Source organism: Pseudoalteromonas sp. SANK 73390, from assembly GCF_054966645.1.
Map to the genome: position 1 here is coordinate 1 of NZ_ARPN01000042.1, position 20934 is coordinate 20934.

Here is a 20934-nt window from a genome sequence, read left to right on the forward strand (position 1 = left end):
AATAAAAAACGCCAGCAAAATGCTGGCGTTTTTATCAACTCGTATACTTATTAAAGGTTTTCTTTAAAAAGCTTATGAATACGTCGGTATTCATCTAACCAACTTGATGGTTGTCTAAAACCATGAGGCTCAACTGGATAGATTGCAGTTTCAAATCCTGTTTTCTCAAGTTCAATTAATCTTTGTACTAATCTAACAACATCTTGGAAGAATACATTGTCATCAAGCATCGGCGCATTAATTAGCAACTCATTTTTCAATCCCTGAGCAAAGTACATTGGAGAGCTTCTTTCATAAGCTATTGGGTCTATATCTGGGTGGTTCAAAATATTTGAAGTATAGCCATGATTGTAATACGCCCAGTCTGTAACAGGTCTAATTGCGGCACCGGCCTTAAACAAATCAGGTTGTGTAAACAAGGCCATAAATGTCATAAAGCCACCGTAAGAACCACCATAAGTTCCAACTGCTTCTTTATCAACATTGGTGTGTTCTACCATCCACTTAACCCCATCGGCTAAATCTTCAATTTCAGGCTTACCCATATGACGATAAATAGCTGTACGCCAATCTCTGCCATATCCTTTAGAAGCCCGATAATCCATGTCCATCACAACATAGCCTTCATTTGCTAATAATGAGTGGAACATAAACTCTCTAAAATAGTACGACCAACCCATATGGGCATTTTGCGTATAACCAGCACCGTGATTAAAAATCACTGCTTTACGCTTTTTGCCCGTTTCGCCCTCAACATAATCTGCGGGGTAATATACTCTAGAGTAAACAGGCTCATCACCATGGCTTGACGGTATAGCAACAATTTTGGGAGCAATCAGCTTTTTATTTAAAAATGCATCAGACACGGTATTTGTTAAACGTTTTGCAGCTGTATTGGGCTGAATATCTGTTACATATAATTCTTCTGGCATCATGACTTTTGAATGAGTCAGCAATAGCTTTTGCTCATTAGGACTTAAGCTGTAGTCTGTTACACCATCTAGGTTAGTTAACTGCTCACGTTCCCCTGTTTGTGTATTAACACGATATATTTCATAAATACCAGGGTGCTTAACGTTTGCTTTAAAATATATATGCTTGTCGTTTTTTGCTAAGGTCAAGTTTGAAACGACAAATTTACCATCAGTTAGCTGTGTCGATTTACCATTGAGGGGTTTGCTGTATACATGACTATAGCCACTTTGCTCAGACAAATAATAAAGCGTATTTGAGTGATTGAACCAACCAAAATTATTGTGGGTGTAATTAATCCAAGCATCGTCATGCAAACGATGTTGAGATACGAGCTTATTGTTGTCAAAGTCAACCGTGGCTACCCACCTATCTTTGTTATCCCACGCTTCTAGCATTAACGCCACTTCAGTGCCAGCACTATTCCATTGAACTGGATCTAGCCCCCAAGGTGGCATTAAATTAATGTCACGTGGTGATTTTTTTGATTTATAAGTTTCACCTTTTCGCTGTGCATTCTCTTTTTTGACCGCCGCCAATACGTCCTCATCAAAACCAGGTAATGTATTGTAAGCAAGCTCAGTTTGCTGCTGTGATGAAATATCAATAAATATCACGGTTGATGAATGGCTTTTAGCATCAGCAACCTTACGTCTGGCTGGAACCAATTCAATATGACCATCTTGACTGACATAATTAGGCATAATGTCACCGTCATCGCGCCAAGAACGAGTATCGCTTATTACTGCAATTAACTTATCTCCTGCTGGAGATAAGCTTGCCTCGATGAGCTGTTTGCCTTTTCCTAAATAAAAATGTGTATGAGCAATCGTACTGTTTTGCGACTGTAGAGCTTCTTGTCTTGACTGCGCATCAGCTTTATTTTTGTGCTGCAATGCAACAAACTCAATCAGCTTATGTTGCTCCTTGGCAATATAGCTGCTGGGCTCCTGTAACCCTAATGGCTTATCACTTAAGTGTAGTTTTGCAATTTCATGTGTACGCCCAGTTGATGGGCTCACTTTATAAAAAGTGTTATCTACTCGATACGCCAGTTCACCAGAGTTTAAAAACTGTAAGCTATGTTCACTTTTTGAACTATGGGTTAATTGGGTTATGCTGGATGTTTCTATTTCCTTTATAAAGATATTACCTTCAAAAGTATAAGCTTGATATTTGCCATCTTTTGAGTAAATCGCATTTTCAGCACCTATGGTATGAAGCTGACTAAGTATTACTTTGGCTGGTGCTGAAGTTTCGCTTACCTTGAAGGTATCACGTAATTCATTGCCAATTTGCTTTTGATTAAAAATAACAGCTTGGCTATTAGATGCCCAAAATGCGCTCTCTGGTTTGCGACTGATCCAATCTGGATGGGCCATTGCCTGCTCCATCGTAATTTTTTCACCACCAAAATCAACTGGTGTTTGCACAATGGGTTGAACCAGACTTTGCGTTTCTACTTTATTTTTTTTCAACTGACTGGTTGTTTGACAGCCCGTTAGTAATAGGCTCGATGCCACAGCAATTGAGAGGATAGATTGTTTGATCATAGCGATTCTTATGGGTTGTTGTATTGATAGCATTAAAGCAAATGTAGGCACACATATCGATAATTTTAAGATTAATCACCGAGTTTTAAGATAAAAAAAGGCCAGTAAATAATACTGGCCAAATACTCTCTGCGCTCACATAGTCGCTGATGGACAACGATTATGAAATGAGGCCTATCCACGCCTCAAAATATAAGACCGTGACAAATTAGAACAGTTCAATATAATTTTAAATTAATTTATCTAAAATAAGTAACAGCAGTACGCTACTTACAATGATCCACAATAACATCGCCATCGCAAAAGGACGCCACCCAGTTTGTTTTATAATTGCTTTTGAAACGCATGCACCTATTAAAAATAAAGTCGCCACAAGAATATGCTTCGCGCCAAAGTAGAGGTTTTGCCAAACCGAATCTAATTCAGGTAAAAAGCTATTGCACATAGCTGCTAATAAAAACCCAAATATAAACAAAGGAATACTGGTTCGCTCTTCGCTACGCCAAAATACCCCTGCTGCGGCAGTATACGGAATAATCCACATTGCACGTGTTAATTTAATCGTAGTGGCAATCCCAACTGCAACGGGGCTATATGCCGCTGATGCTGCAACCACACTGCTGGTATCATGAATCGCCAGTGCCGCCCATGTTGCAAATTGCTCATCGCTTAATGCCAACATACGACCAATCATTGGAAATAACACCAAGCCAATCGCATTGAGAGAGAAAACAACTGCCAATGCAACCGCAATCTCATGCTGTTTAGCTTTGATCACAGGTGCCATCGCTGCAATCGCACTGCCACCACAAATCGCGGTACCAAAAGAGATAAGCACACCAGTATTTCGATTTAGACGAAAAGCTTGAGTAAGTAACTCACCGAGTCCAATTATAGCTGTGATACTGACAATGGTAAGTACAATAGAACTTCGGCCTACTTCAATCACATCCATTATATTGACATTGAACCCTAACCCAATCACGGCAACTTTTAATAACCATTTGCTCAATGTGCTACTGTACTGTTGATATGGGTTACCAAAGAACCAAGCAAATAAGATTCCAAAAGCCAGTGCCAATGTCGCGCTTATCAAAGGCGTAAAGCTCACAACAAATAGACTAATAAAGGCAAGTTTAATTTTTTGCTGTGCTACCATTTTTTGCAGTTCCAATGCATAAAAAAGCCGAGCTAAGCTCGGCCTTTTAGGTTAAGCGTCTTTGAGACTTTGTGCTGTACTTGCAACCCCAGGGTAATCACGTTCACAAAGAAAGTGCGTTAATTTCTCTAAACGACTTCCTAACTGTGGTAAATCGTTTGCGGACACATTTATGTGACCCATCTTACGACCAGGTTTCGCAGCTTTAGCATACCAATGAGTTGTTGTGTCGCAGATACTGAGCACCTCATTTGGTATTGACGCTTGGCCTAGCACATTAATCATCGCTGTTGGTCTTAGTAATGCGGTTGAACCAAGGGGAAGACCTGCGACGGCACGCATATGATTTTCAAATTGGCTAACATGGCAACCTTGTTGCGTCCAATGCCCTGAGTTATGTACCCGTGGTGCAATTTCGTTTACCAGCAACTTACCTTTAACATCAAAAAACTCTATAGCCAGTACACCCACATAGTTAAGTTCATTAGCCAAGGCGTTAAATGCATCTTGCGCTTGTTGCTCAATTGCTGGCTTTGCTTTACCGGCGATTGATAATGTTAACACTCCATCGGTATGCTGATTTTCTGTTAATGAATAAGTTTTACATTGACCATTTTTATCACGCACTCCAATAATCGACACTTCTCTATCAAACGGGATCATTTGCTCAGCAATGATAGTATGAGGCAAAATATCTGTACCTGATTCTAAAAACGCTGCCATTTCTGACCAAATTTGTTCGATGTCATCTTTGCTTTTTACTCGCCATTGACCTTTGCCATCGTAACCCGCTTGGCAAGTTTTAACTACCATAGGCATACCTAAGTGCTCGATTGCACTTAGAAAATGACTTTTCTGTGTAATGAGTTGATAAGGTGCGCATGCAACTTTAGCTTTATCTAGCAAGCTTTTTTCAAGCGAGCGGTCGCCACCTATTGCTATTGCTTGTGCGCCTGGATAAAACTTACCACTTTGCGAACACAAAGAAAGTATATCGTGTGGAATATGTTCAAACTCAGCTGTAATAGCATGACTTCGCTCAATTGCTTGTTCAAGCGAAAACGGCTCAACGTTAAACGTTACTGGATTGATCACCTGCTTTGAACCCACGTCATATGCAAGCACGTGTAAGTCTAAATGAGTTGCAGATAAGCTCATCATGCGAGCAAGCTGCCCTGCCCCTAAAACTAGAATATTCATATTACTGCGCTGGATTTGGGTTAGCTAATATTGTCTCGGTTTGTTCTTTACGAAACGCTTCAACTTTGGCAAAAATCTCCGGTTGTTGACAACCTAAGATCTGTGCAGCCAATAAACCAGCATTTGCAGCACCTGCATCACCGATTGCCAATGTACCTACAGCAACACCTTTTGGCATTTGGCAAATTGATAACAATGAGTCAACGCCATTAAGTGTTTTTGATTTAACAGGCACACCTAGTACAGGTAAACTTGTGAAGGCAGCCGCCATACCCGGTAAGTGTGCGGCACCGCCAGCACCTGCAATAATGACTTTAATACCACGTTCTGCTGCACTTGATGCGTAATCGGCAAGCAATTGAGGAGTACGGTGCGCAGACACAACCTTTGTTTCATACGCGATGCCAAATCTGTCCAACATCTCTGCTGCGTGTGTCATTGTAGGCCAGTCTGACTTTGAACCCATGATAATGCCAACCGTCATAATAAATCCTCGGTGTTAAAATTAAACGATACGTTAGAGACTCATTGATTTGAGAAATAATAGGGGTAGCCAAATCAACATAATTTTTGCGCAGTATTATACCTAAAAAGTCGGCTAATACCATTATTTTCAGGCTTTGCAGGCCTAGAAACATAACCGTCAAAACGTTTCATAATACAACTTAAATTGCTAATGACGGATAAAAACAAAAACCGCGCATTGTGCGCGGCCTTTACTCAATTTTCTTTATTTAGCTTGTTCTTGCGTTGCTAAATATTCATCATAGCTGCCTCTGAAGTCGATCACCTTACCGTCTTTAATCTCCCAAACTCGAGTCGCCAATGAAGATACAAACTGTCTATCATGTGATACGAAAAACAAGGTGCCCTCGTACTGCTCAAGTGCTAAGTTTAATGCTTCAATAGACTCCATATCCATATGGTTTGTTGGCTCATCCATAAGTAAAATATTATGCTTATGCATCATTAGCTTACCAAAAAGCATACGGCCTTGTTCACCACCAGATAGTACTTTTACAGGCTTTTTGATGTCGTTTTGAGAGAACAACATACGACCAAGGAAGCTACGCACAACTTGCTCATCATCACCTTGTTGTTGCCACTGCTCCATCCATTCAAAAACATTAATATCTTTTTCAAAATCATCAGCATGATCTTGTGCATAATAGCCAATGTTGACGTTTTCAGACCACTTAAAATTACCGCTTTTAGGAGCTAAACAACCAGCAAATGTGTGCAATAACGTGGTTTTACCAACCCCGTTTTCACCAATTATGGCAATGCGTTCGCCAACTTCCACTAATCCTTCAAGGCCTGAGAACAATGTACTTTCATACCCTTGGGCAAGTGCATTCATCTCAAGCGCGTTTCTAAATAACTGCTTTGATTGTTCAAATCGAATAAATGGCGTTTGGCGAGATGATGCCTTTACTTCATCTAGTTGAATTTTATCCATTTGTTTAGCACGAGATGTCGCTTGCTTTGCTTTTGATGCATTAGCAGAAAAACGCGAAACAAATTGTTGTAGTTCAGCAATCTGCGCCTTTTTCTTGGCATTTTCACTTAATAGCTTTTCACGCGCTTGGGTCGCAGCGAACATATACTCATCGTAATTACCAGGATAAACTCGAAGCTCACCATAATCTATATCAGCCATATGCGTACATACGGAGTTAAGAAAATGACGGTCATGCGAGATAATTAACATAGTACATTCTCGCTGATTCAAAACATCTTCTAGCCACTTGATGGTATAGATATCCAAGTTGTTAGTAGGCTCATCAAGCAGCATAATATCTGGGTTTGCAAACAAAACCTGTGCTAATAATACACGAAGCTTAAAACCAGGCGCAATTTCTGACATTGGACCATAATGTTGCTCTGTTGGTATACCAACACCTATAAGCAACTCACCCGCTTTTGAATCGGCAGAGTAGCCATCCATTTCAGCAAACTCGGTTTCTAAGTCAGCGACTTTCATACCATCTTCTTCACTCATCTCAGGCAAAGAATAAATACGGTCACGTTCAGCTTTAACTTCCCACAGTTCTTTATGGCCCATGATAACAGTATCGATTACACTAAATTCTTCGTATGCAAACTGGTCCTGGTTTAGCTTAGCTACACGTGTATTGGGCGAAACACTGACATTTCCAGTGCTTGGCTCAAGCTCACCACTTAAAATTTTCATGAATGTAGATTTGCCACACCCATTTGCACCGATTAGGCCATAGCGATTACCGTCGCCAAATTTAACTGATATATTTTCAAAAAGGGGTTTTGCACCAAACTGCATGGTGACATTAGCTGCGCTTAAAATAATGGGCTCCTAGGAAAGTTCTATTGAGCATGCTGAAATAGGCAGCAAGCCCTAAACCTAAAAACCCAATTTTAAACTAATCTGACTAGTAAAACTATGTTAGTTCTGCAGGTTTATGAGATGTTTGCGTCTGTGCGGCTAACTTCATGTGTTTAAAGAACTCTTTTGGACCCATAATCAACATTAATACACACAACCCACCGGGGATCAAAGCACATTTCAAAACTGGCCCAAGTATAAAGCTGTAAAAATAGATAAAAGGTAGAAACAATACATATCCTAGTACATTCATAAAAACACTCCATATATCAAAAGCACCCAAAATTGAGCGCGCTCATTATTAAATATGAGCGCGCTCAATTTCAAGTAGTATGTGTGTTTTTCTTCCATTATGCTAGACTCTTTTGCTCTAACTCACTGGTGAGATTATGAATAAAAAATCATCAACAAAACAAAAAATACTTGATGCAAGCTGGCAATTGTTTACCGAGTATGGCTATGCCAACACCACTACACGACAAATATCTAAATTAGCCGGCGTTGCTACAGGGACCGTTTTTTCTCATTTCCCTACTAAATTAGATATTTTGAAAATGGCAATGCACGAACAAATAGAGCAAGTTCTTGTTGAAGCAGCCGAAAGTGAAAAATTACATACGCCACGCCTTAGACTTAGGCATTATGCTAAATTCTTATATGAATTTTACTTAAACAATAGAGAATTCAGTAAAGAGTTACTTTCAGGTATTATTTGGCAACAGGCTTATTTTTCCGATCAGTTAGAATCTTTTAAGCACACACTTTTTGCAGGTCAACCTTATGATGTGCATAAAGCAGATATTATGATGGATTGCTACTTCATGACCCTGCTTATTGGATTAAACGATGAAACGTCGAATGTAGATTCACTAGTACGATTGCTGAGTAACAAGCTGCAATCCATTCAATAGTATGATGTGTTCCGGCTGTGTTATTAATGTTAAAGAGCTATTGTTTTAACATATTTATTGTCAAGGTGCTTTATAAAACCCAATTGAGCTAGCAATTTTATTGAACGTGCGTTTTGCGGTTGTACCTGCGCTATCAAACGAACACTACTTTTCACATCAATTAGCTGCGCTATGTTATTTAAAATACAATTAATTGCTTCGCGCATAAACCCTTGATACCAATACGCACTTCCCAACTCAAAACCAATAAACACATCACCTAATTTACAGTCAAAGTCATATAAACCAATACTACCTTTCATAGTCCCATTGTGACTATTTATACTTAACCTTTGCCCTAAGCCAAGATAGCTTTGCTCCAAATCCCACTGGATCAAAGCCCTTACTTCTGATTTTGAGATTTTATAGCCATAATCATTAAATTTAGCCACTAATGGGTCATTTAAAATTAAATGTAGTGAGTTCATATCACGGTAGGTTATTGGCTTGAGTAACAACCTAGGTGTGTAAAGTCGCATATATGCAGGCTCTCAATTGGCAATTTGCAAAAATAGTATAAACTAGCATGTAAAATTAAGTCTAATCTGGAGTTGAGTATGTCAGACGAGTTTAAAGTTATTCCCCCAACGACGAAAGTACTGTGCCCTGAATTAGGTGAAGGCTGGACTTTAACTGGAATAACGGGCATGCAAGAACAAACATCAGTGATGTTCAGTGGTGTACGACATACCATTGCAGCTAAAAAAATAGTTGAGGAGCTATTGCCCAATTACCTAAAGCAACAAGCAATAGCAGAATAAGCCGTCCTTGGACGGCTAAATCCGTCGTTTTAGCTTTGCAGATTAATACCAAATAAGTCTGTTAAAGCTGCATATATTTGCAGCTTAGCTTGCTCTTCACCAAACGGCGCTACAGCCAGTAAAGGGGCCTCTAGGCGTTTACGCAAGCTATTTAAATTGTCATCAAAATTAGCCATATTTGGGTCTATTTGGTTGGCTACCCAACCAACGCATTTAACACCTTGTGCTTTTAAAGTTTGGCTGGTCAATATTGCGTGATTCAAGCAGCCTAACTTCATACCAACAACTAAAATCACAGGCAACTGCTCTGTTTTAACCCAATCATATAGATATTGTGAATCATTAATGGGTAAAGCCCAGCCACCAGCACCTTCAATCAAAGTAAACTCTGCGCCCAATGTTGCTAACTGGTGATAGTATTGACTTAATTTCTCTAATGTAATCTCAACACCGGCTTGCTGCGCTGCAATATGTGGCGCAATAGGCGGCTCAAAACAAATTGGGTTGATTTGCTCATATTTTCCATGCACAGAAGACGATTCCATTAATGTTAATGCATCATCATTAACCAACTGCCCAAACGCCTCCTCAGCGCCAGCGGCGATAGGTTTAAAGCCAATCGCTTTGCGTTTATGCTGGGTCAAAAATTTAAGTAACAATGCCGTTACGTAGGTTTTACCAACCTCTGTATCTGTGCCAGTAATAAAAAATGCGCTCATAATTTAATTAGATCCATAATGGCTACTTCATAGCTTACTAACGCTTGGTTATTTTCTAAGGGGTAGCCTGATAATAGCTTTTCATAGCGTTTTTTGCCCATCAAACCAAACTGCTTGTTGTTTTGGTTTTGTATTTGATTAGCACCAATGTTTTTAACCGACTTCAATGCCTGTTGTGGGTTTTCAAAGCTATCTTTTAAGCATACTTGTTTAGATAGATTAATACCAAACCCTGCATCTTTAGCAAACTGTTCAAGTTCGTGCAGAGCCAAAAAGCTATTTACATGACAACGATTATCTAAACTTCGCCACGCCTGAGATATTTCTTTTAAGGAACCATCAAGCACTGATGAGATAACAACCTGAGCATCAGGCTTACACACGCGAGCTAGCTCTTTGAATAGCTGTGCCGGTGCACTACTCCATTGAATCGCAAAGTTTGAGAATATGCAAGAGACACTGGCACTTTGCAGTGGTAGTTTATCCATGTCAGCACACACCCGCCAAGTATCACTTTGTCCTTGTTGTAACATGCCATGACTTAAATCGATATGTAACACACTTGCTGCATGTTTTATCAACTGTCCACGATGCAATAGTGGTCCAGCGCCTAAATCAAGTAAACAGTCTTGTCCATTTTCTAACAATAAAAATAAACGGCTAGCTACTTGCTGTTGAACACGGGCGTGGGTTTTATACTGCTTAGCAGCTTTAGAGAATCGCTCTGCTGTATTTTGCTTTACCATCGAATTTGAGAGGCCGACATTTTTTGCTATTGCATTCATAATTGCACCTCAAGCTGCTGTACTAAATTATGAATATCTTGTGCTTGATGAGCCGCTGTTATAGTGATCCTAAGCCTTGCTGTATTAGCAGGCACCGTTGGGGGGCGAATCGCACTTAACCAAATTCCACTTTGTTGTAATTTACTTTGTACCTGCAATACATTTTCAGCACTTGCCAGTACCACGGGTTGAATTGGCGTATTTGATGGCATCACAGCAATATTCGCAGCATCAGATAATTGCTTAAACAAAGCTATATTTGTGCGCAACTGTGCACGCTGGTCATGGGCTTTTAATAACCGCTCTAATTGAAAGCTGGCAGCGTTTACCATCAATGGTGACATCGCTGTTGAGTAAATATAATCGCGATTATATTGCAGCATATAATCAATCAGCGTTTTACTACCAAGTACTGCAGCTCCTTGGCTTGCCATTGCTTTACCAAAAGTGACAACTAAAATATCCGGTTTATTTTGATGTAATTGACACGAACCTAAACCATCTTTACCCAACACACCAAACGCATGTGCATCATCTAACATTAACCAAGCATCGTGTTGTTTTTTAAGGGTATAGAGCTGCTCAAGTGGCGCTGAATCGCCATCCATTGAAAATACCCCTTCACTAATGATTAGTTTATTTACTGCAGCAGACTTTTCCAGCCTTGCGCGCAAATGGCCCATATCATTATGATTGAAACGAATATGTTTAGCGCTACTTTGCAACGCACCATCAATTAAACTGGCATGATTCAGTTTATCTTGAAAGATAGCGCAGCTTTTTGCTGAGCTGGCATCATTAAACAATGCTTTTAAAATACTTGAGTTTGCACTAAATCCCGTACTAAATAACAAAGCAGATTGATAGCCGAGCAAATTACATAAACGCGCTTCAAATTGCCTATGAATAGCCTGATAACCCGTTACTAAAGCTGAACTTGTGCTACCGGTAGCAGCCGATTGCATATCCAACTGGGTATCAGCCAACCCAAGGTAATCATTACTGGCAAAATTTAGATAGGTTTTACCTGCAATTTCAATAAAACGCGCATTGCCATTTTGTACACAAACTCGGTGCCTAAACAATGCTTGTTGCTTGCGCGTATTTAAGCTTTCTTGTAGATACTCAAAAGCCATTAATTTGCTTCGTAAAATAGCTCTGAGGTTGCCTTGTCAGCGATAGCAGATGACAGTGATGCTTCGTAAGCTTCATCAGAGTAATCGTGACGCTCTTCAGGCTTCATACCTAACTTTTTAAGTAAGTTCATATCCGCATCAGCTTCAGGGTTTTCTGTAGTAAGTAACTTGTCACCATAGAAAATTGAGTTGGCACCGGCAAAAAAGCACATAGACTGCATCTGTTCATTCATTGCTGTACGTCCAGCAGATAGTCGAACATAGCTCAATGGCATCATAATTCGTGCCACAGCAATAGTGCGCACAAATTCAAAGTGGTCTAAGTCTTCAACATCTTCAAGTGGTGTGCCCTTCACTTTTACCAACATATTAATTGGCACACTTTCCGGTTGTTGAGGCAAATTTGCTAATTGCATTAACAAACCAAATCTATCAGCTGCCTGCTCACCCATGCCAACAATACCACCGGAACATACTTTCATACCTGCATCGCGCACATTGTCGATAGTATCGAGCCTATCTTGATAGGTTCTTGTGGTAATTATCTGCTGATAGTATTCAGGCGAAGTATCTAAGTTATGATTATAATAATCCAACCCTGCATCTGACAAAGCATGGGCTTTATCATTGTCTAGCATACCCAAAGTCATGCAAGTTTCTAAGCCAAGCTCCTTTACTTCTTTAACCATTTTTGAGATATAAGGCATGTCTCTGTCTTTAGGGTCTGACCACGCAGCACCCATACAAAAACGAGTCGCGCCTTTTTGTTTTGCTAAACGTGCTTGCTCTACCACTTTTTCAACTTCCATTAAACGCTCTCGTTCAAGATCCGTTTTATAATGTCCTGATTGCGGACAATATTTACAATCTTCTGGACAAGCACCCGTTTTGATGGAGAGCAAAGTTGAAATCTGCACTTCATTGGGTTTAAAGTTCTCACGGTGAATACTGGCCGCCTTAAATAGCAAGTCATTAAACGGCATTTCAAACAATGCTCTTACTTCTTCATGTGTCCAATCGTGACGAACTGTAGCCATATTCTATTCTCTTTTTTATATGATTCTGCTCAAAAATAATGCAGTTAACTTGACGTTGATTGGCTTAGTCTACTTCCTGATGTAGTATTGTCAACGCCAACCAGTTACCCGGGGTTTACCAGTGACCAAAAATAACACTATTGATAAAAATTTTGACAAGAAACATATCTGGCATCCATATACCTCTATGCTCAACCCTCTTCCATCATACGGTGTGACTCATACAGACAAAAACAAAATCCACCTTGATACAGGCGAAATATTGATTGATGGTATGGCATCTTGGTGGAGCGCAATTCACGGGTATAATCATCCAACTCTTATATCGGCGATTCATCAGCAATCTAATACCATGAGCCATGTCATGTTTGGCGGGATTACCCACGCCCCTGCTGTAGAACTTTGTAAAAAGCTAATTACTATTACACCTGAAACACTAGACAGAGTCTTTCTTGCCGATAGCGGTTCAGTGAGTGTTGAAGTGTCGATAAAAATGGCATTACAGTATTGGATTAGTAAAAACGAGCATGGCAAAAACAAGCTTATGACTGCAAATAAAGGCTACCATGGTGATACCTTTGCCGCGATGAGTGTATGCGATCCTATTAATTCAATGCACAGCATGTACCGAGGATTTTTGCCTGAACATATTTTTGTGGATGCGCCAAAGGCTAAATTTGGAGACACTATTGATCAAGATGAACTCGAAACACTCGAAAGTGCCTTTGCTGCTCATCACCAACAGGTCGCAGCATTTATCATTGAGCCAATAGTCCAAAATGCCGGTGGTATGAATTTTTATAATCCAGCTTATTTATCCAAGCTAAGACAACTGTGCGATAAATATGATGTATTACTCATTCTCGATGAAATTGCAACAGGCTTTGGCCGAACCGGAAAACTATTTGCCTGTGAACATGCCAATATTGCCCCTGATATCATGTGTATTGGTAAAGCATTGACCGGTGGCACGATGACTCTATCGGCAACCTTAACCAATGAAAAAGTTGCCATCGGGCTCAGTGAAGGCGAAGCTGGCGTGCTGATGCATGGCCCCACATTTATGGGTAACCCCCTCGCATGTGCTGTTGCATGCGCAAGCATTGACCTACTTTTTGAAAATGACTGGCAAGCTCAAATTAAACGCATAAACACGGCGATGGGAGCACTTAAGCGTTGTGAAAGCTTAAATGCCGTTAATAATGTGCGGATACTGGGCGCAATTGGCGTTGTTGAAATAAACGCCACCGTCGATGTAGCAAAAATACAGCGGTTTTTTATCACTAAAGGCGTTTGGATCAGGCCATTCGGTAGGCTCATTTATATTATGCCACCTTACGTTACTTCAAATGACGACATAGAGCTTTTGGCTGATGCAATATATCAAGCGATAGACCAACAAGCATATTAATAGCCTGCTGAGTGAATTTGCTCAGCATTTTATTAATATTTTATGTCATTGTTGCCAATTCAACTACAAAGGTCGTCATTTTGAAACAAAACCTGTTATAATTTGTCGCTTTTGCAATATTAGTTAGTAAAGTTACGAGGAATTATGCAACAAACCGTTCAGTTACAGCCTGCACAGGCATATCAAGCGCCAAGGTTTACCGTTTATCAACACCGTCAAATTGATAAAATCGAACAACTCGATAAACTTCCTGAGCATTTGCGCTTTGAGATGAAGGTCGTTGCTAATGTTTTTCCATTTCGCGTTAATAACTTTGTTATTGAAGAGCTAATAGATTGGCACAAAGTACCAAATGATCCTGTCTTTCAGCTTACCTTTCCACAACGCGGAATGCTTGACGATGAGTCATATGAGCAAATGGCCACCTTATTAAAGAGTGAGCATACGCCTGAAGAGGTATTTAACTTAGCAACTGAAATTCGCCACAAGCTTAACCCTCATCCTGCCGGTCAAATGGAAAAGAATGTACCCGAGTATGATGGTGAGCGAGTTGAGGGCATTCAGCACAAATACAAAGAGACCGTATTGTTTTTCCCATCTCAAGGGCAATACTGTCACTCTTATTGTACTTTCTGTTTTAGATGGGCACAGTTTGTAGGTAAAGCAACCCGTTTTAACAACAATGATGAAGACCTACTACATAATTACTTAGCTGAGCACAAAGAAGTCACTGACTTGCTGATGACCGGTGGTGACCCGATGGTGATGCGCACAGTTAAGCTGCGTAAGTATTTAGAAGCACTAAAAGAGCCGCGTTTTGATCATATTAAAACCATTCGTATCGGCACTAAATCCCTCACTTTTTGGCCATTTAGATACGTCACAGATCCAGATGCAAAGGAACTCTTAATACTTATTAAAGAACTTGTGGATGCAGGTAAACATGTTTCAATCATGGCGCATATTAACCACAAACAAGAGTTACGTACTGATATCACCAAAGAAGCCATTCGTCTTATTCGTAAAACGGGTGCTCAGATCAGAACGCAAGCACCTTTGCTCAATAATATTAATACAGACCCACTTATGTGGAGTGAGATGTGGAAAGAGCAAACGCAAATGGGCATGATCCCTTATTACATGTTTATCGAGCGTGATACAGGCGCTAAACGCTACTTTGAATTACCACTTTATAAAACATGGGAAATTTTCCGTGAAGCCTATAAAAACGTATCAGGTGTTAGCCGAACGGTACGTGGCCCTTCAATGAGCGCAGGCCCAGGTAAAGTTGAGGTTTCAGGTGTGACCGAAATTCATGGCGAAAAGGTATTTGCACTGCGCTTTATTCAAGCACGCAACCCTGACTGGGTTCAACGCCCATTCTTTGCTAAGTTTGATGAACATGCTATGTGGCTAAATGATTTAAAACCGGCCTTTGGCGAAGAAAAATTTTTCTGGGAAGATGAATATAATACCATGTAATAAATAGTCACCGTAGCCATTGATACTACTGTGACTATTTAACTTTGATTGGCCAGTTAATAAGGTATTAACTTATACCTGTGCAATTGGCCTTATCATCGTTTGTGAAGCCTGTTGTATTGTTAAAGTTCTATCAAATCCGATAAATAATACCACCGCATTTTCATCCTTAATTACAATTTAATTATAATAATGGCTTATAACGTTACTTTAAAAAACTTTCTATCAATAGAACAATCACTGAACCTAATTACACAAATTTTTAATTACTCACCAATACCGAATAAATACACAACCAAGCACTAAAAAGGTCAAAAACAGCCATAACTTGATATAGCGCCACTTAGTTTGTGCATTGTGTAAACATTGCTCAGGATTGTGCGGGTCAATGTATATAAAAGTTGCCTTTTTTGCTAAAAATGACTCGTATAAACTCGGCCTAAAAGCAGTTTGACAACAATGTTTCTCACCTTGATAAGTAAATTCAATCAATATACTTGACTGTGCTAATACCTCGAGTGATCCAACTGTATGCTGCTTAACTCTTGTTATACCTTCAACTTGAACTTGTCGCCATGTACGCTTTTTTATTTTATATCTTAAAAGTACATATATATTTATTATTAACAGCAGGGCTAAAGTGCCATAAATAATCACTAACAGTTCAGCCTATATACAAGCCCAGCCGATAGTAAATCACTAAGCGCCATGCCAACTGACTTAAATAAAGTAATTTGTTCTTTATCTCTTACGTAGTTTAATTGGTTCATTTCACTGAGTTGCGCGACCACATTGCGCGCATCAAATTCACCCTCAGAAATTGGGATCAGTAACTCTCCAGCTTCGTTTAGTACATTCACTTTACTATCTACGAACACGGCTGAGCGCGTGATTGTGGCACTGTCACACTCTCTGGCATTTTTATGGTGATTACCAATTAAATCGATATGTGCGCCCGGTGAAAGCCAAGCTCCGTCAAACAAAGGCGTTGCTGAACCGGTTGCGCAACTCACAATATCTGCGCTTGCTAGTGTTTGTTCATCAGAGACACCCAAAAAAAACTCAACATCTTTGTATTGTGTTGATAAACAGCTGCACAGTTGCTCTGCTTTTTTAGTATTTCTGGCAATAATTGTTACTTTTTCAATCGGCCTAACACTTATATGCGCTTTAATCATATATTCGGCTAAATTGCCTGAACCAAAAAAAACCAAATGTCGCGCATCTGTTCGAGACAAATACTGGCTTGCAAGTGCCGATACAGCAGCGGTGCGCCAAAGCGTTACACTAGAACCATCGATAAGTGCTAAAGGTTCACCAAAGTCGCGTTTAAATAGCATTAGCTTTGAATATAAACTTTTATAGCCTAGTTCAGCATTATTAGGGAAATATGTAAATGCTTTCACTGCAATATATTGCTCGTTCCAAGCGGGCAATACAGCAAAAGCATCATGAGTTTTAGAGTCAAGTTCATAAACATGTCGTGGGGGCGTGCCTGCTGGCATAGAAAAGCCAAGTTTAAGTGACTCAATAAGTGTTTTGAAACTTAAGCATCGATGTACTTGCTCTTCGGTTATAACTTGCATTTATTTTCCTTATTACAATAAAAATATGTTGCTGTTTTTAGGTAATACCAATTGAGTTAAATAAATGACCAGACGTTGCGACAGATAAATGACTTAGTTACCAGACAAAAATTTCGGTATGTAATTATTCTACATAAGTAATTTTTAACGTAGTTTATAAGGCATTTAGCTCACTAGAATGATTAATATTTTAATAAAATTGATATAACTGACCTTTTATGCTCTTAGTGCACGTAGCTATTCAGCAATACAAATAATGAATAACAATTGATCATGCTTAAACTCATAACTGATTTCATAGCACATTTGTACAGTGACTTAACCGCTTCATATCTTGTGGCTCTAATGCTGATAAATTAGATACTATACCGTCCTAAAGGTTGATTTTCTCAAACTCTATACATAATTCTGCCTTGGTGCGACTCATAGGTTGCTTGTTCATTATATCGGTATTCAGTGGTTAAAAAGTTTCCTGAAACGGTCACTATTAGATAAGCGGGATTACTATAAAAACCGCACAAGTAGCGGATATTATTAACACCTAGAATGATAATACTTTGAAGGCCACATTTATTAATGGATAAATGAAAAGCCTTAAATTTAGAAAGGTAGATAAAGTCCATAGATACGTTATGTTATTGCCTTTAGTATTAGAACAATAACATAACGCAAAAATAAATTGCATACAATATTAAATATTCAAAATCTAATTTTCACCCTGCTCAATCTTAATTAGCAATTGTTTAATATCATCCTTAGCACCCGTAATATGCTTTTTCAAAAACACACAAGCCTGTTCAACTTCTTTACGTTTGCATAGTTCCAGTAATGTTCGATGCTCTTCAGGTGCTGTTTTGATGCCACCCGCCAATAAAATATGCATTCGAACATAACGCTCTGAATTTTTACTATATACATCAACTAATTCAGCCGTTTGTGGCCGCTGTGCTTTACTGTAAAGCTTGGAGTGAAATTGGGCATTAAGCTTGCCTGTTGCTGATTGTGTATCACCTGCTTCGGTTGCTTCTTCAAGGTCAAATAGAATCGCTTCGGCTTCAAGCAAATCCCTTGGAGTTAAGTTATTAATTGAGTGACTTAAAAGTTCAGCTTCCAACAAGGCTCGCAAATCAAATATTTCATCTATTTGCTCGGCACTCAACTGCGTTGCTGTCGCACCTTTGTGTGCCTCAAAATTCACTAACCCTTCAGACTCTAATTGCAATAAAGCTTCTCTAACAGGGATACGACTCACATTAAGTTCGTCAGCAAGTGCTGCCTGACGCAAAGGCTCGCCTGCCTTTATTTCTCCAGATAGAATTTTTTCTCTTATCGCTTCCGCAACTAATTGCGTGCGCGTTTTATGCTCAATTGCCATAACGGTCTCTAAAATTGCATTTGGAATACATTATACATACACAGCTGATTTTCGCCATGTTTATCACGATATTGACACTATTACTTTACCCATATTCTCATTATTGTGTAGCATTGCATGTGCTTGTTCAATTTCGCTGAATGCGAAAGACTTATGTATAGGAATGCGCATGGTTTCAGTAAAAAGCTGTGTACCAAAACGCGAAATAAAATCAGCCACTAGCAGTCGTTTGTATTCAAGTGCTCTATTTCGCAATGTTGAGCCATGTAAATGAACACGTTTTGAGAGTACTTTTGCCATATCCAGTTCACTGTAACGACCACCGAGCATTGCCAGCACAATGCAATGGCAGTCCATGGCTGCAACTTTAATATTTTTATCAACATATTCGCCTGAAATTGGGTCGATAATCACATTTGCATACAAACCTCGGGATTTCATCACTTGTGAAAAACACTGCCTATTGTAATTAATCACTAAATCTGCACCAAGCTGCTTGGCATATTGACACTTTATTTCGCTACTTTGGGTAGCAATCACATATGCACCTAATGCTTTACCTAAACGAATGGCCGCACTGCCAACTCCTGACGCTCCACCATGCACTAAAAGAACGTTATCGGCACACAGTTGACCGGTTCGCACAACGGCATCGAAAGCCGTTAGGTAAACTTCTGCAAAACTTGCTGCAGCTTCAAAAGTCACATCATCAGGTATTAGCATAAGCTGTTGTGCATCAATACACACATATTCAGCATAAGCGCCGCCTTGCGTTAATCCAAACACCCTTTTATTGAGCCACTGACATTGTGATGGCGCAGCACATTCAACGACAATACCAGCAGCCTCTAAGCCAAGGATCAGGCTGTCATGTTCAGGTGGCGGATATTTACCTTGCTTTTGTAATAAGTCAGCTCGGTTTACACCAAAAGCTGCAACTTTAATGAGCACTTCATGGCTTTTGGGTTGTGCCATAGCGGTTTTTTCGATAGTCAACACGCCATTATCAGCATAATTGATATAGTTCATCAATTTCAATTGCTTACTCTTTCCCATATTTCTGCTTCAACAAGCTTGCCATTTTCATGTAATGTATGATGCCATAATTGACCTTCTATTTTATAGCTAAATGCCATTGTTTTACCCTGTAAAGAAGGAACATTTCCATACGCGAAGGTCTCATAGAAATATTTATCATCAAGTTTGTAAGGCCCACCCCCAGCATATAAAAAATCACCGTCTTTTTGTGTTATGTAGCTAAAGTGCGTTGGCGAAATTACTTTCACTGAACTTAAACTTGGTGCTTTCGCACTTACATAACCACTCTGGGTTGCATATTTACCCTCCACAAACTGCCAAGTACCTAGTAATGGATTTGCCTCACTTTGTGTGCAATACAGTAGTATGACTAATAAAATACTTTCTTTTTTCATTATTTTTCTCATCATGTTTATGTACTTAATTAAAATTGAGTAAATCATAAATAGCCAAACAACTCACTTGAGTTAATTTCAACAATTACAGTAACGTGTGTAATTGTTTTGATTTTTTACGGTCTACTATAAAACACAGCGAACAATGAAGTAGAAATATATGTACATGTACGGTTTACTTGTTTTGATTTTAAGCATAACAATCAAAACCTCTCTTGCATTTGAAGTAACATATGTAAACTTAGAAAAACTAAATACTCCTCAACAGAATAAAGTAAAAAACTGGGTTGCTCATGGCATAAACAGTACCTTTAAAACACTTGGGCCACTCACACAGCAAACTCTGCCCGTTATCTTAAAACCGCGTTATTTTGCTTTTGAGCCAGTGCCATGGGCAAGTGTAAAACGAGGTATTGATGATAATATTTATGATGCTATTGAATTACATTTTCACCGTTATGCCAGCGAAAAAGCATTAATATATGACTGGAGTCTGTATCATGAACTTTCGCACCTATATCATCCTTTATTTGCCTATAAAGACTTTTGGCTAAGTGAAGGCCTAGCAACTTACTTGCAAAATATCATTATGTTAGAAAACGGCATCATTAATCATAATGAATTTAAAGCCCGGCTTAAAGCAGGATTAAAACGAGGCCAGCAACAAACAAATAGAATAAAAGGCCCTTTGAATCAAGTAGCTAACAACATGTGGGCACTAGGGGCGCAACAGCGTGTATATTGGAGTGGTGTGGCTTTTTTTATCCATGCACAGTTAGAACTAAAAAAACACACAGGTAAATACAAAACAATTGCCGATGTAATACGACAATATCAGCAATGCTGTAAACGCAGCACTCATTCAGCAAAACAATTTCTCGCGCAATTAGATAAGCTCTCTAAAAGTGCGGTATTCTCCACACTTTATCACCAGTATTCATACCGCATGGATTTTCCGAATATAAGTACTAAACAACTCAATCAACTGCTATTTTAGTGTGATGATAAACGCC

The 20934-nt window shown here is 39.3% G+C and carries 21 protein-coding genes; 5 read left to right on the plus strand and 16 right to left on the minus strand.

The genetic code is table 11. From position 1 onward, the window contains the following. Positions 1-50 precede the first annotated feature (50 nt). The 6 genes from SANK73390_RS04520 to SANK73390_RS04545 form a co-directional block, all read right to left on the minus strand. Positions 51-2525: a S9 family peptidase gene (locus tag SANK73390_RS04520; protein WP_462764063.1), complete on the minus strand. Its 2475-nt coding sequence runs from the start codon at positions 2523-2525 to the stop codon at positions 51-53. A 229-nt stretch (positions 2526-2754) separates the two neighbouring features. Further along, positions 2755-3684 carry a YeiH family protein gene (locus SANK73390_RS04525; protein ID WP_462764066.1) on the minus strand — a complete coding sequence of 310 codons (930 nt, stop codon included), beginning with the start codon at positions 3682-3684 and terminating at the stop codon, positions 2755-2757. A 51-nt stretch (positions 3685-3735) separates the two neighbouring features. Beyond that, positions 3736-4884 (minus strand): 5-(carboxyamino)imidazole ribonucleotide synthase, encoded by a 1149-nt coding sequence (locus SANK73390_RS04530; protein ID WP_462764068.1) that lies wholly within the window; start codon positions 4882-4884, stop codon positions 3736-3738. 1 nt (position 4885) lies between these two features. Next, positions 4886-5368 carry a 5-(carboxyamino)imidazole ribonucleotide mutase gene (purE, locus tag SANK73390_RS04535; protein WP_261593020.1) on the minus strand — a complete coding sequence of 161 codons (483 nt, stop codon included), beginning with the start codon at positions 5366-5368 and terminating at the stop codon, positions 4886-4888. Between the two features lie 246 nt (positions 5369-5614). Then, positions 5615-7207, minus strand: a complete 1593-nt coding sequence (locus SANK73390_RS04540) for an ABC-F family ATPase (protein WP_462764240.1) — start codon at positions 7205-7207, stop codon at positions 5615-5617. A gap of 94 nt (positions 7208-7301) precedes the next feature. Further along, complete coding sequence (locus SANK73390_RS04545; RefSeq protein WP_462764072.1) at positions 7302-7499, minus strand: hypothetical protein; 198 nt, start codon at positions 7497-7499, stop codon at positions 7302-7304. A gap of 136 nt (positions 7500-7635) precedes the next feature. Between SANK73390_RS04545 and SANK73390_RS04550 the strand changes: the two genes are divergently transcribed. Continuing rightward, positions 7636-8157: a TetR/AcrR family transcriptional regulator gene (locus SANK73390_RS04550; RefSeq protein ID WP_462764075.1), complete on the plus strand. Its 522-nt coding sequence runs from the start codon at positions 7636-7638 to the stop codon at positions 8155-8157. Positions 8158-8186: 29 nt separating this feature from the next. Here the strand turns inward: SANK73390_RS04550 and SANK73390_RS04555 are convergent, their stop codons facing one another. Beyond that, positions 8187-8675, minus strand: coding sequence for a GNAT family N-acetyltransferase (locus SANK73390_RS04555; protein ID WP_462764078.1), 489 nt, complete (start codon positions 8673-8675; stop codon positions 8187-8189). Positions 8676-8753: 78 nt separating this feature from the next. Here SANK73390_RS04555 and SANK73390_RS04560 point away from each other — a divergent pair, with 78 nt between their 5' ends. After that, positions 8754-8957 (plus strand): hypothetical protein, encoded by a 204-nt coding sequence (locus SANK73390_RS04560; protein WP_462764081.1) that lies wholly within the window; start codon positions 8754-8756, stop codon positions 8955-8957. Positions 8958-8986: 29 nt separating this feature from the next. Here the strand turns inward: SANK73390_RS04560 and bioD are convergent, their stop codons facing one another. From bioD to bioB, 4 genes are read right to left on the minus strand one after another with little or no spacing between them, the layout of a single operon-like run. Continuing rightward, positions 8987-9676 carry a dethiobiotin synthase gene (gene bioD / locus SANK73390_RS04565; RefSeq protein WP_462764084.1) on the minus strand — a complete coding sequence of 230 codons (690 nt, stop codon included), beginning with the start codon at positions 9674-9676 and terminating at the stop codon, positions 8987-8989. After that, entirely contained in the window at positions 9673-10461 is a 789-nt protein-coding gene (locus SANK73390_RS04570) for a methyltransferase domain-containing protein (protein WP_462764086.1), read from the minus strand. The genes bioD and SANK73390_RS04570 overlap by 4 nt, the downstream gene beginning before the upstream one ends. Further along, the gene (locus tag SANK73390_RS04575) at positions 10458-11597 is read right to left on the minus strand and encodes an aminotransferase class I/II-fold pyridoxal phosphate-dependent enzyme (protein ID WP_462764089.1); all 1140 of its coding nucleotides are present in this window, start codon (positions 11595-11597) and stop codon (positions 10458-10460) included. The genes SANK73390_RS04570 and SANK73390_RS04575 overlap by 4 nt, the downstream gene beginning before the upstream one ends. Continuing rightward, positions 11597-12634: a biotin synthase BioB gene (gene bioB / locus SANK73390_RS04580; protein WP_261593012.1), complete on the minus strand. Its 1038-nt coding sequence runs from the start codon at positions 12632-12634 to the stop codon at positions 11597-11599. Before bioB ends, SANK73390_RS04575 begins: the two co-directional genes overlap by 1 nt. A 121-nt stretch (positions 12635-12755) precedes the next feature. Between bioB and bioA the strand changes: the two genes are divergently transcribed. Next, the gene (gene bioA, locus SANK73390_RS04585; protein WP_462764093.1) at positions 12756-14045 is read left to right on the plus strand and encodes an adenosylmethionine--8-amino-7-oxononanoate transaminase; all 1290 of its coding nucleotides are present in this window, start codon (positions 12756-12758) and stop codon (positions 14043-14045) included. A gap of 144 nt (positions 14046-14189) precedes the next feature. Beyond that, positions 14190-15527: a KamA family radical SAM protein gene (locus SANK73390_RS04590; protein WP_462764096.1), complete on the plus strand. Its 1338-nt coding sequence runs from the start codon at positions 14190-14192 to the stop codon at positions 15525-15527. 656 nt (positions 15528-16183) lie between these two features. Here the strand turns inward: SANK73390_RS04590 and lhpI are convergent. The 5 genes from lhpI to SANK73390_RS04615 form a co-directional block, all read right to left on the minus strand. Beyond that, positions 16184-17113 (minus strand): bifunctional Delta(1)-pyrroline-2-carboxylate/Delta(1)-piperideine-2-carboxylate reductase, encoded by a 930-nt coding sequence (gene lhpI / locus SANK73390_RS04595; protein WP_462764098.1) that lies wholly within the window; start codon positions 17111-17113, stop codon positions 16184-16186. A 389-nt stretch (positions 17114-17502) separates the two neighbouring features. Beyond that, the gene (locus SANK73390_RS04600; protein WP_462764101.1) at positions 17503-17736 is read right to left on the minus strand and encodes an aminopeptidase P family N-terminal domain-containing protein; all 234 of its coding nucleotides are present in this window, start codon (positions 17734-17736) and stop codon (positions 17503-17505) included. An 83-nt stretch (positions 17737-17819) separates the two neighbouring features. Beyond that, the gene (locus SANK73390_RS04605) at positions 17820-18488 is read right to left on the minus strand and encodes a GntR family transcriptional regulator (protein WP_462764104.1); all 669 of its coding nucleotides are present in this window, start codon (positions 18486-18488) and stop codon (positions 17820-17822) included. Positions 18489-18551: 63 nt separating this feature from the next. Beyond that, positions 18552-19544, minus strand: coding sequence for an NAD(P)H-quinone oxidoreductase (locus tag SANK73390_RS04610; RefSeq protein WP_462764107.1), 993 nt, complete (start codon positions 19542-19544; stop codon positions 18552-18554). Beyond that, positions 19523-19921, minus strand: a complete 399-nt coding sequence (locus tag SANK73390_RS04615; RefSeq protein WP_462764110.1) for a hypothetical protein — start codon at positions 19919-19921, stop codon at positions 19523-19525. Before SANK73390_RS04615 ends, SANK73390_RS04610 begins: the two co-directional genes overlap by 22 nt. A gap of 160 nt (positions 19922-20081) precedes the next feature. Between SANK73390_RS04615 and SANK73390_RS04620 the strand changes: the two genes are divergently transcribed. Beyond that, positions 20082-20918: a M61 family metallopeptidase gene (locus SANK73390_RS04620; protein WP_462764112.1), complete on the plus strand. Its 837-nt coding sequence runs from the start codon at positions 20082-20084 to the stop codon at positions 20916-20918. Positions 20919-20934 lie beyond the last annotated feature (16 nt).

What these genes read in the sequence shown, in the direction of transcription:
- SANK73390_RS04525 (WP_462764066.1), bottom strand. Translation starts at nt 3,684, where the DNA reads ATGGTAGCACAGCAAAAAATTAAACTTGCCTTTATTAGTCTATTTGTT.
- SANK73390_RS04545 (WP_462764072.1), bottom strand. Translation starts at nt 7,499, where the DNA reads ATGAATGTACTAGGATATGTATTGTTTCTACCTTTTATCTATTTTTAC.
- SANK73390_RS04555 (WP_462764078.1), bottom strand. Translation starts at nt 8,675, where the DNA reads ATGCGACTTTACACACCTAGGTTGTTACTCAAGCCAATAACCTACCGT.
- SANK73390_RS04590 (WP_462764096.1), top strand. Translation starts at nt 14,190, where the DNA reads ATGCAACAAACCGTTCAGTTACAGCCTGCACAGGCATATCAAGCGCCA.
- SANK73390_RS04615 (WP_462764110.1), bottom strand. Translation starts at nt 19,921, where the DNA reads ATGAAAAAAGAAAGTATTTTATTAGTCATACTACTGTATTGCACACAA.
- SANK73390_RS04575 (WP_462764089.1), bottom strand. Translation starts at nt 11,597, where the DNA reads ATGGCTTTTGAGTATCTACAAGAAAGCTTAAATACGCGCAAGCAACAA.
- SANK73390_RS04610 (WP_462764107.1), bottom strand. Translation starts at nt 19,544, where the DNA reads ATGGGAAAGAGTAAGCAATTGAAATTGATGAACTATATCAATTATGCT.
- SANK73390_RS04530 (WP_462764068.1), bottom strand. Translation starts at nt 4,884, where the DNA reads ATGAATATTCTAGTTTTAGGGGCAGGGCAGCTTGCTCGCATGATGAGC.
- SANK73390_RS04605 (WP_462764104.1), bottom strand. Translation starts at nt 18,488, where the DNA reads ATGGCAATTGAGCATAAAACGCGCACGCAATTAGTTGCGGAAGCGATA.
- SANK73390_RS04550 (WP_462764075.1), top strand. Translation starts at nt 7,636, where the DNA reads ATGAATAAAAAATCATCAACAAAACAAAAAATACTTGATGCAAGCTGG.
- lhpI (WP_462764098.1), bottom strand. Translation starts at nt 17,113, where the DNA reads ATGCAAGTTATAACCGAAGAGCAAGTACATCGATGCTTAAGTTTCAAA.
- SANK73390_RS04560 (WP_462764081.1), top strand. Translation starts at nt 8,754, where the DNA reads ATGTCAGACGAGTTTAAAGTTATTCCCCCAACGACGAAAGTACTGTGC.
- bioB (WP_261593012.1), bottom strand. Translation starts at nt 12,634, where the DNA reads ATGGCTACAGTTCGTCACGATTGGACACATGAAGAAGTAAGAGCATTG.
- SANK73390_RS04620 (WP_462764112.1), top strand. Translation starts at nt 20,082, where the DNA reads ATGTACATGTACGGTTTACTTGTTTTGATTTTAAGCATAACAATCAAA.
- bioD (WP_462764084.1), bottom strand. Translation starts at nt 9,676, where the DNA reads ATGAGCGCATTTTTTATTACTGGCACAGATACAGAGGTTGGTAAAACC.
- purE (WP_261593020.1), bottom strand. Translation starts at nt 5,368, where the DNA reads ATGACGGTTGGCATTATCATGGGTTCAAAGTCAGACTGGCCTACAATG.
- SANK73390_RS04520 (WP_462764063.1), bottom strand. Translation starts at nt 2,525, where the DNA reads ATGATCAAACAATCTATCCTCTCAATTGCTGTGGCATCGAGCCTATTA.
- SANK73390_RS04600 (WP_462764101.1), bottom strand. Translation starts at nt 17,736, where the DNA reads ATGGACTTTATCTACCTTTCTAAATTTAAGGCTTTTCATTTATCCATT.
- SANK73390_RS04570 (WP_462764086.1), bottom strand. Translation starts at nt 10,461, where the DNA reads ATGAATGCAATAGCAAAAAATGTCGGCCTCTCAAATTCGATGGTAAAG.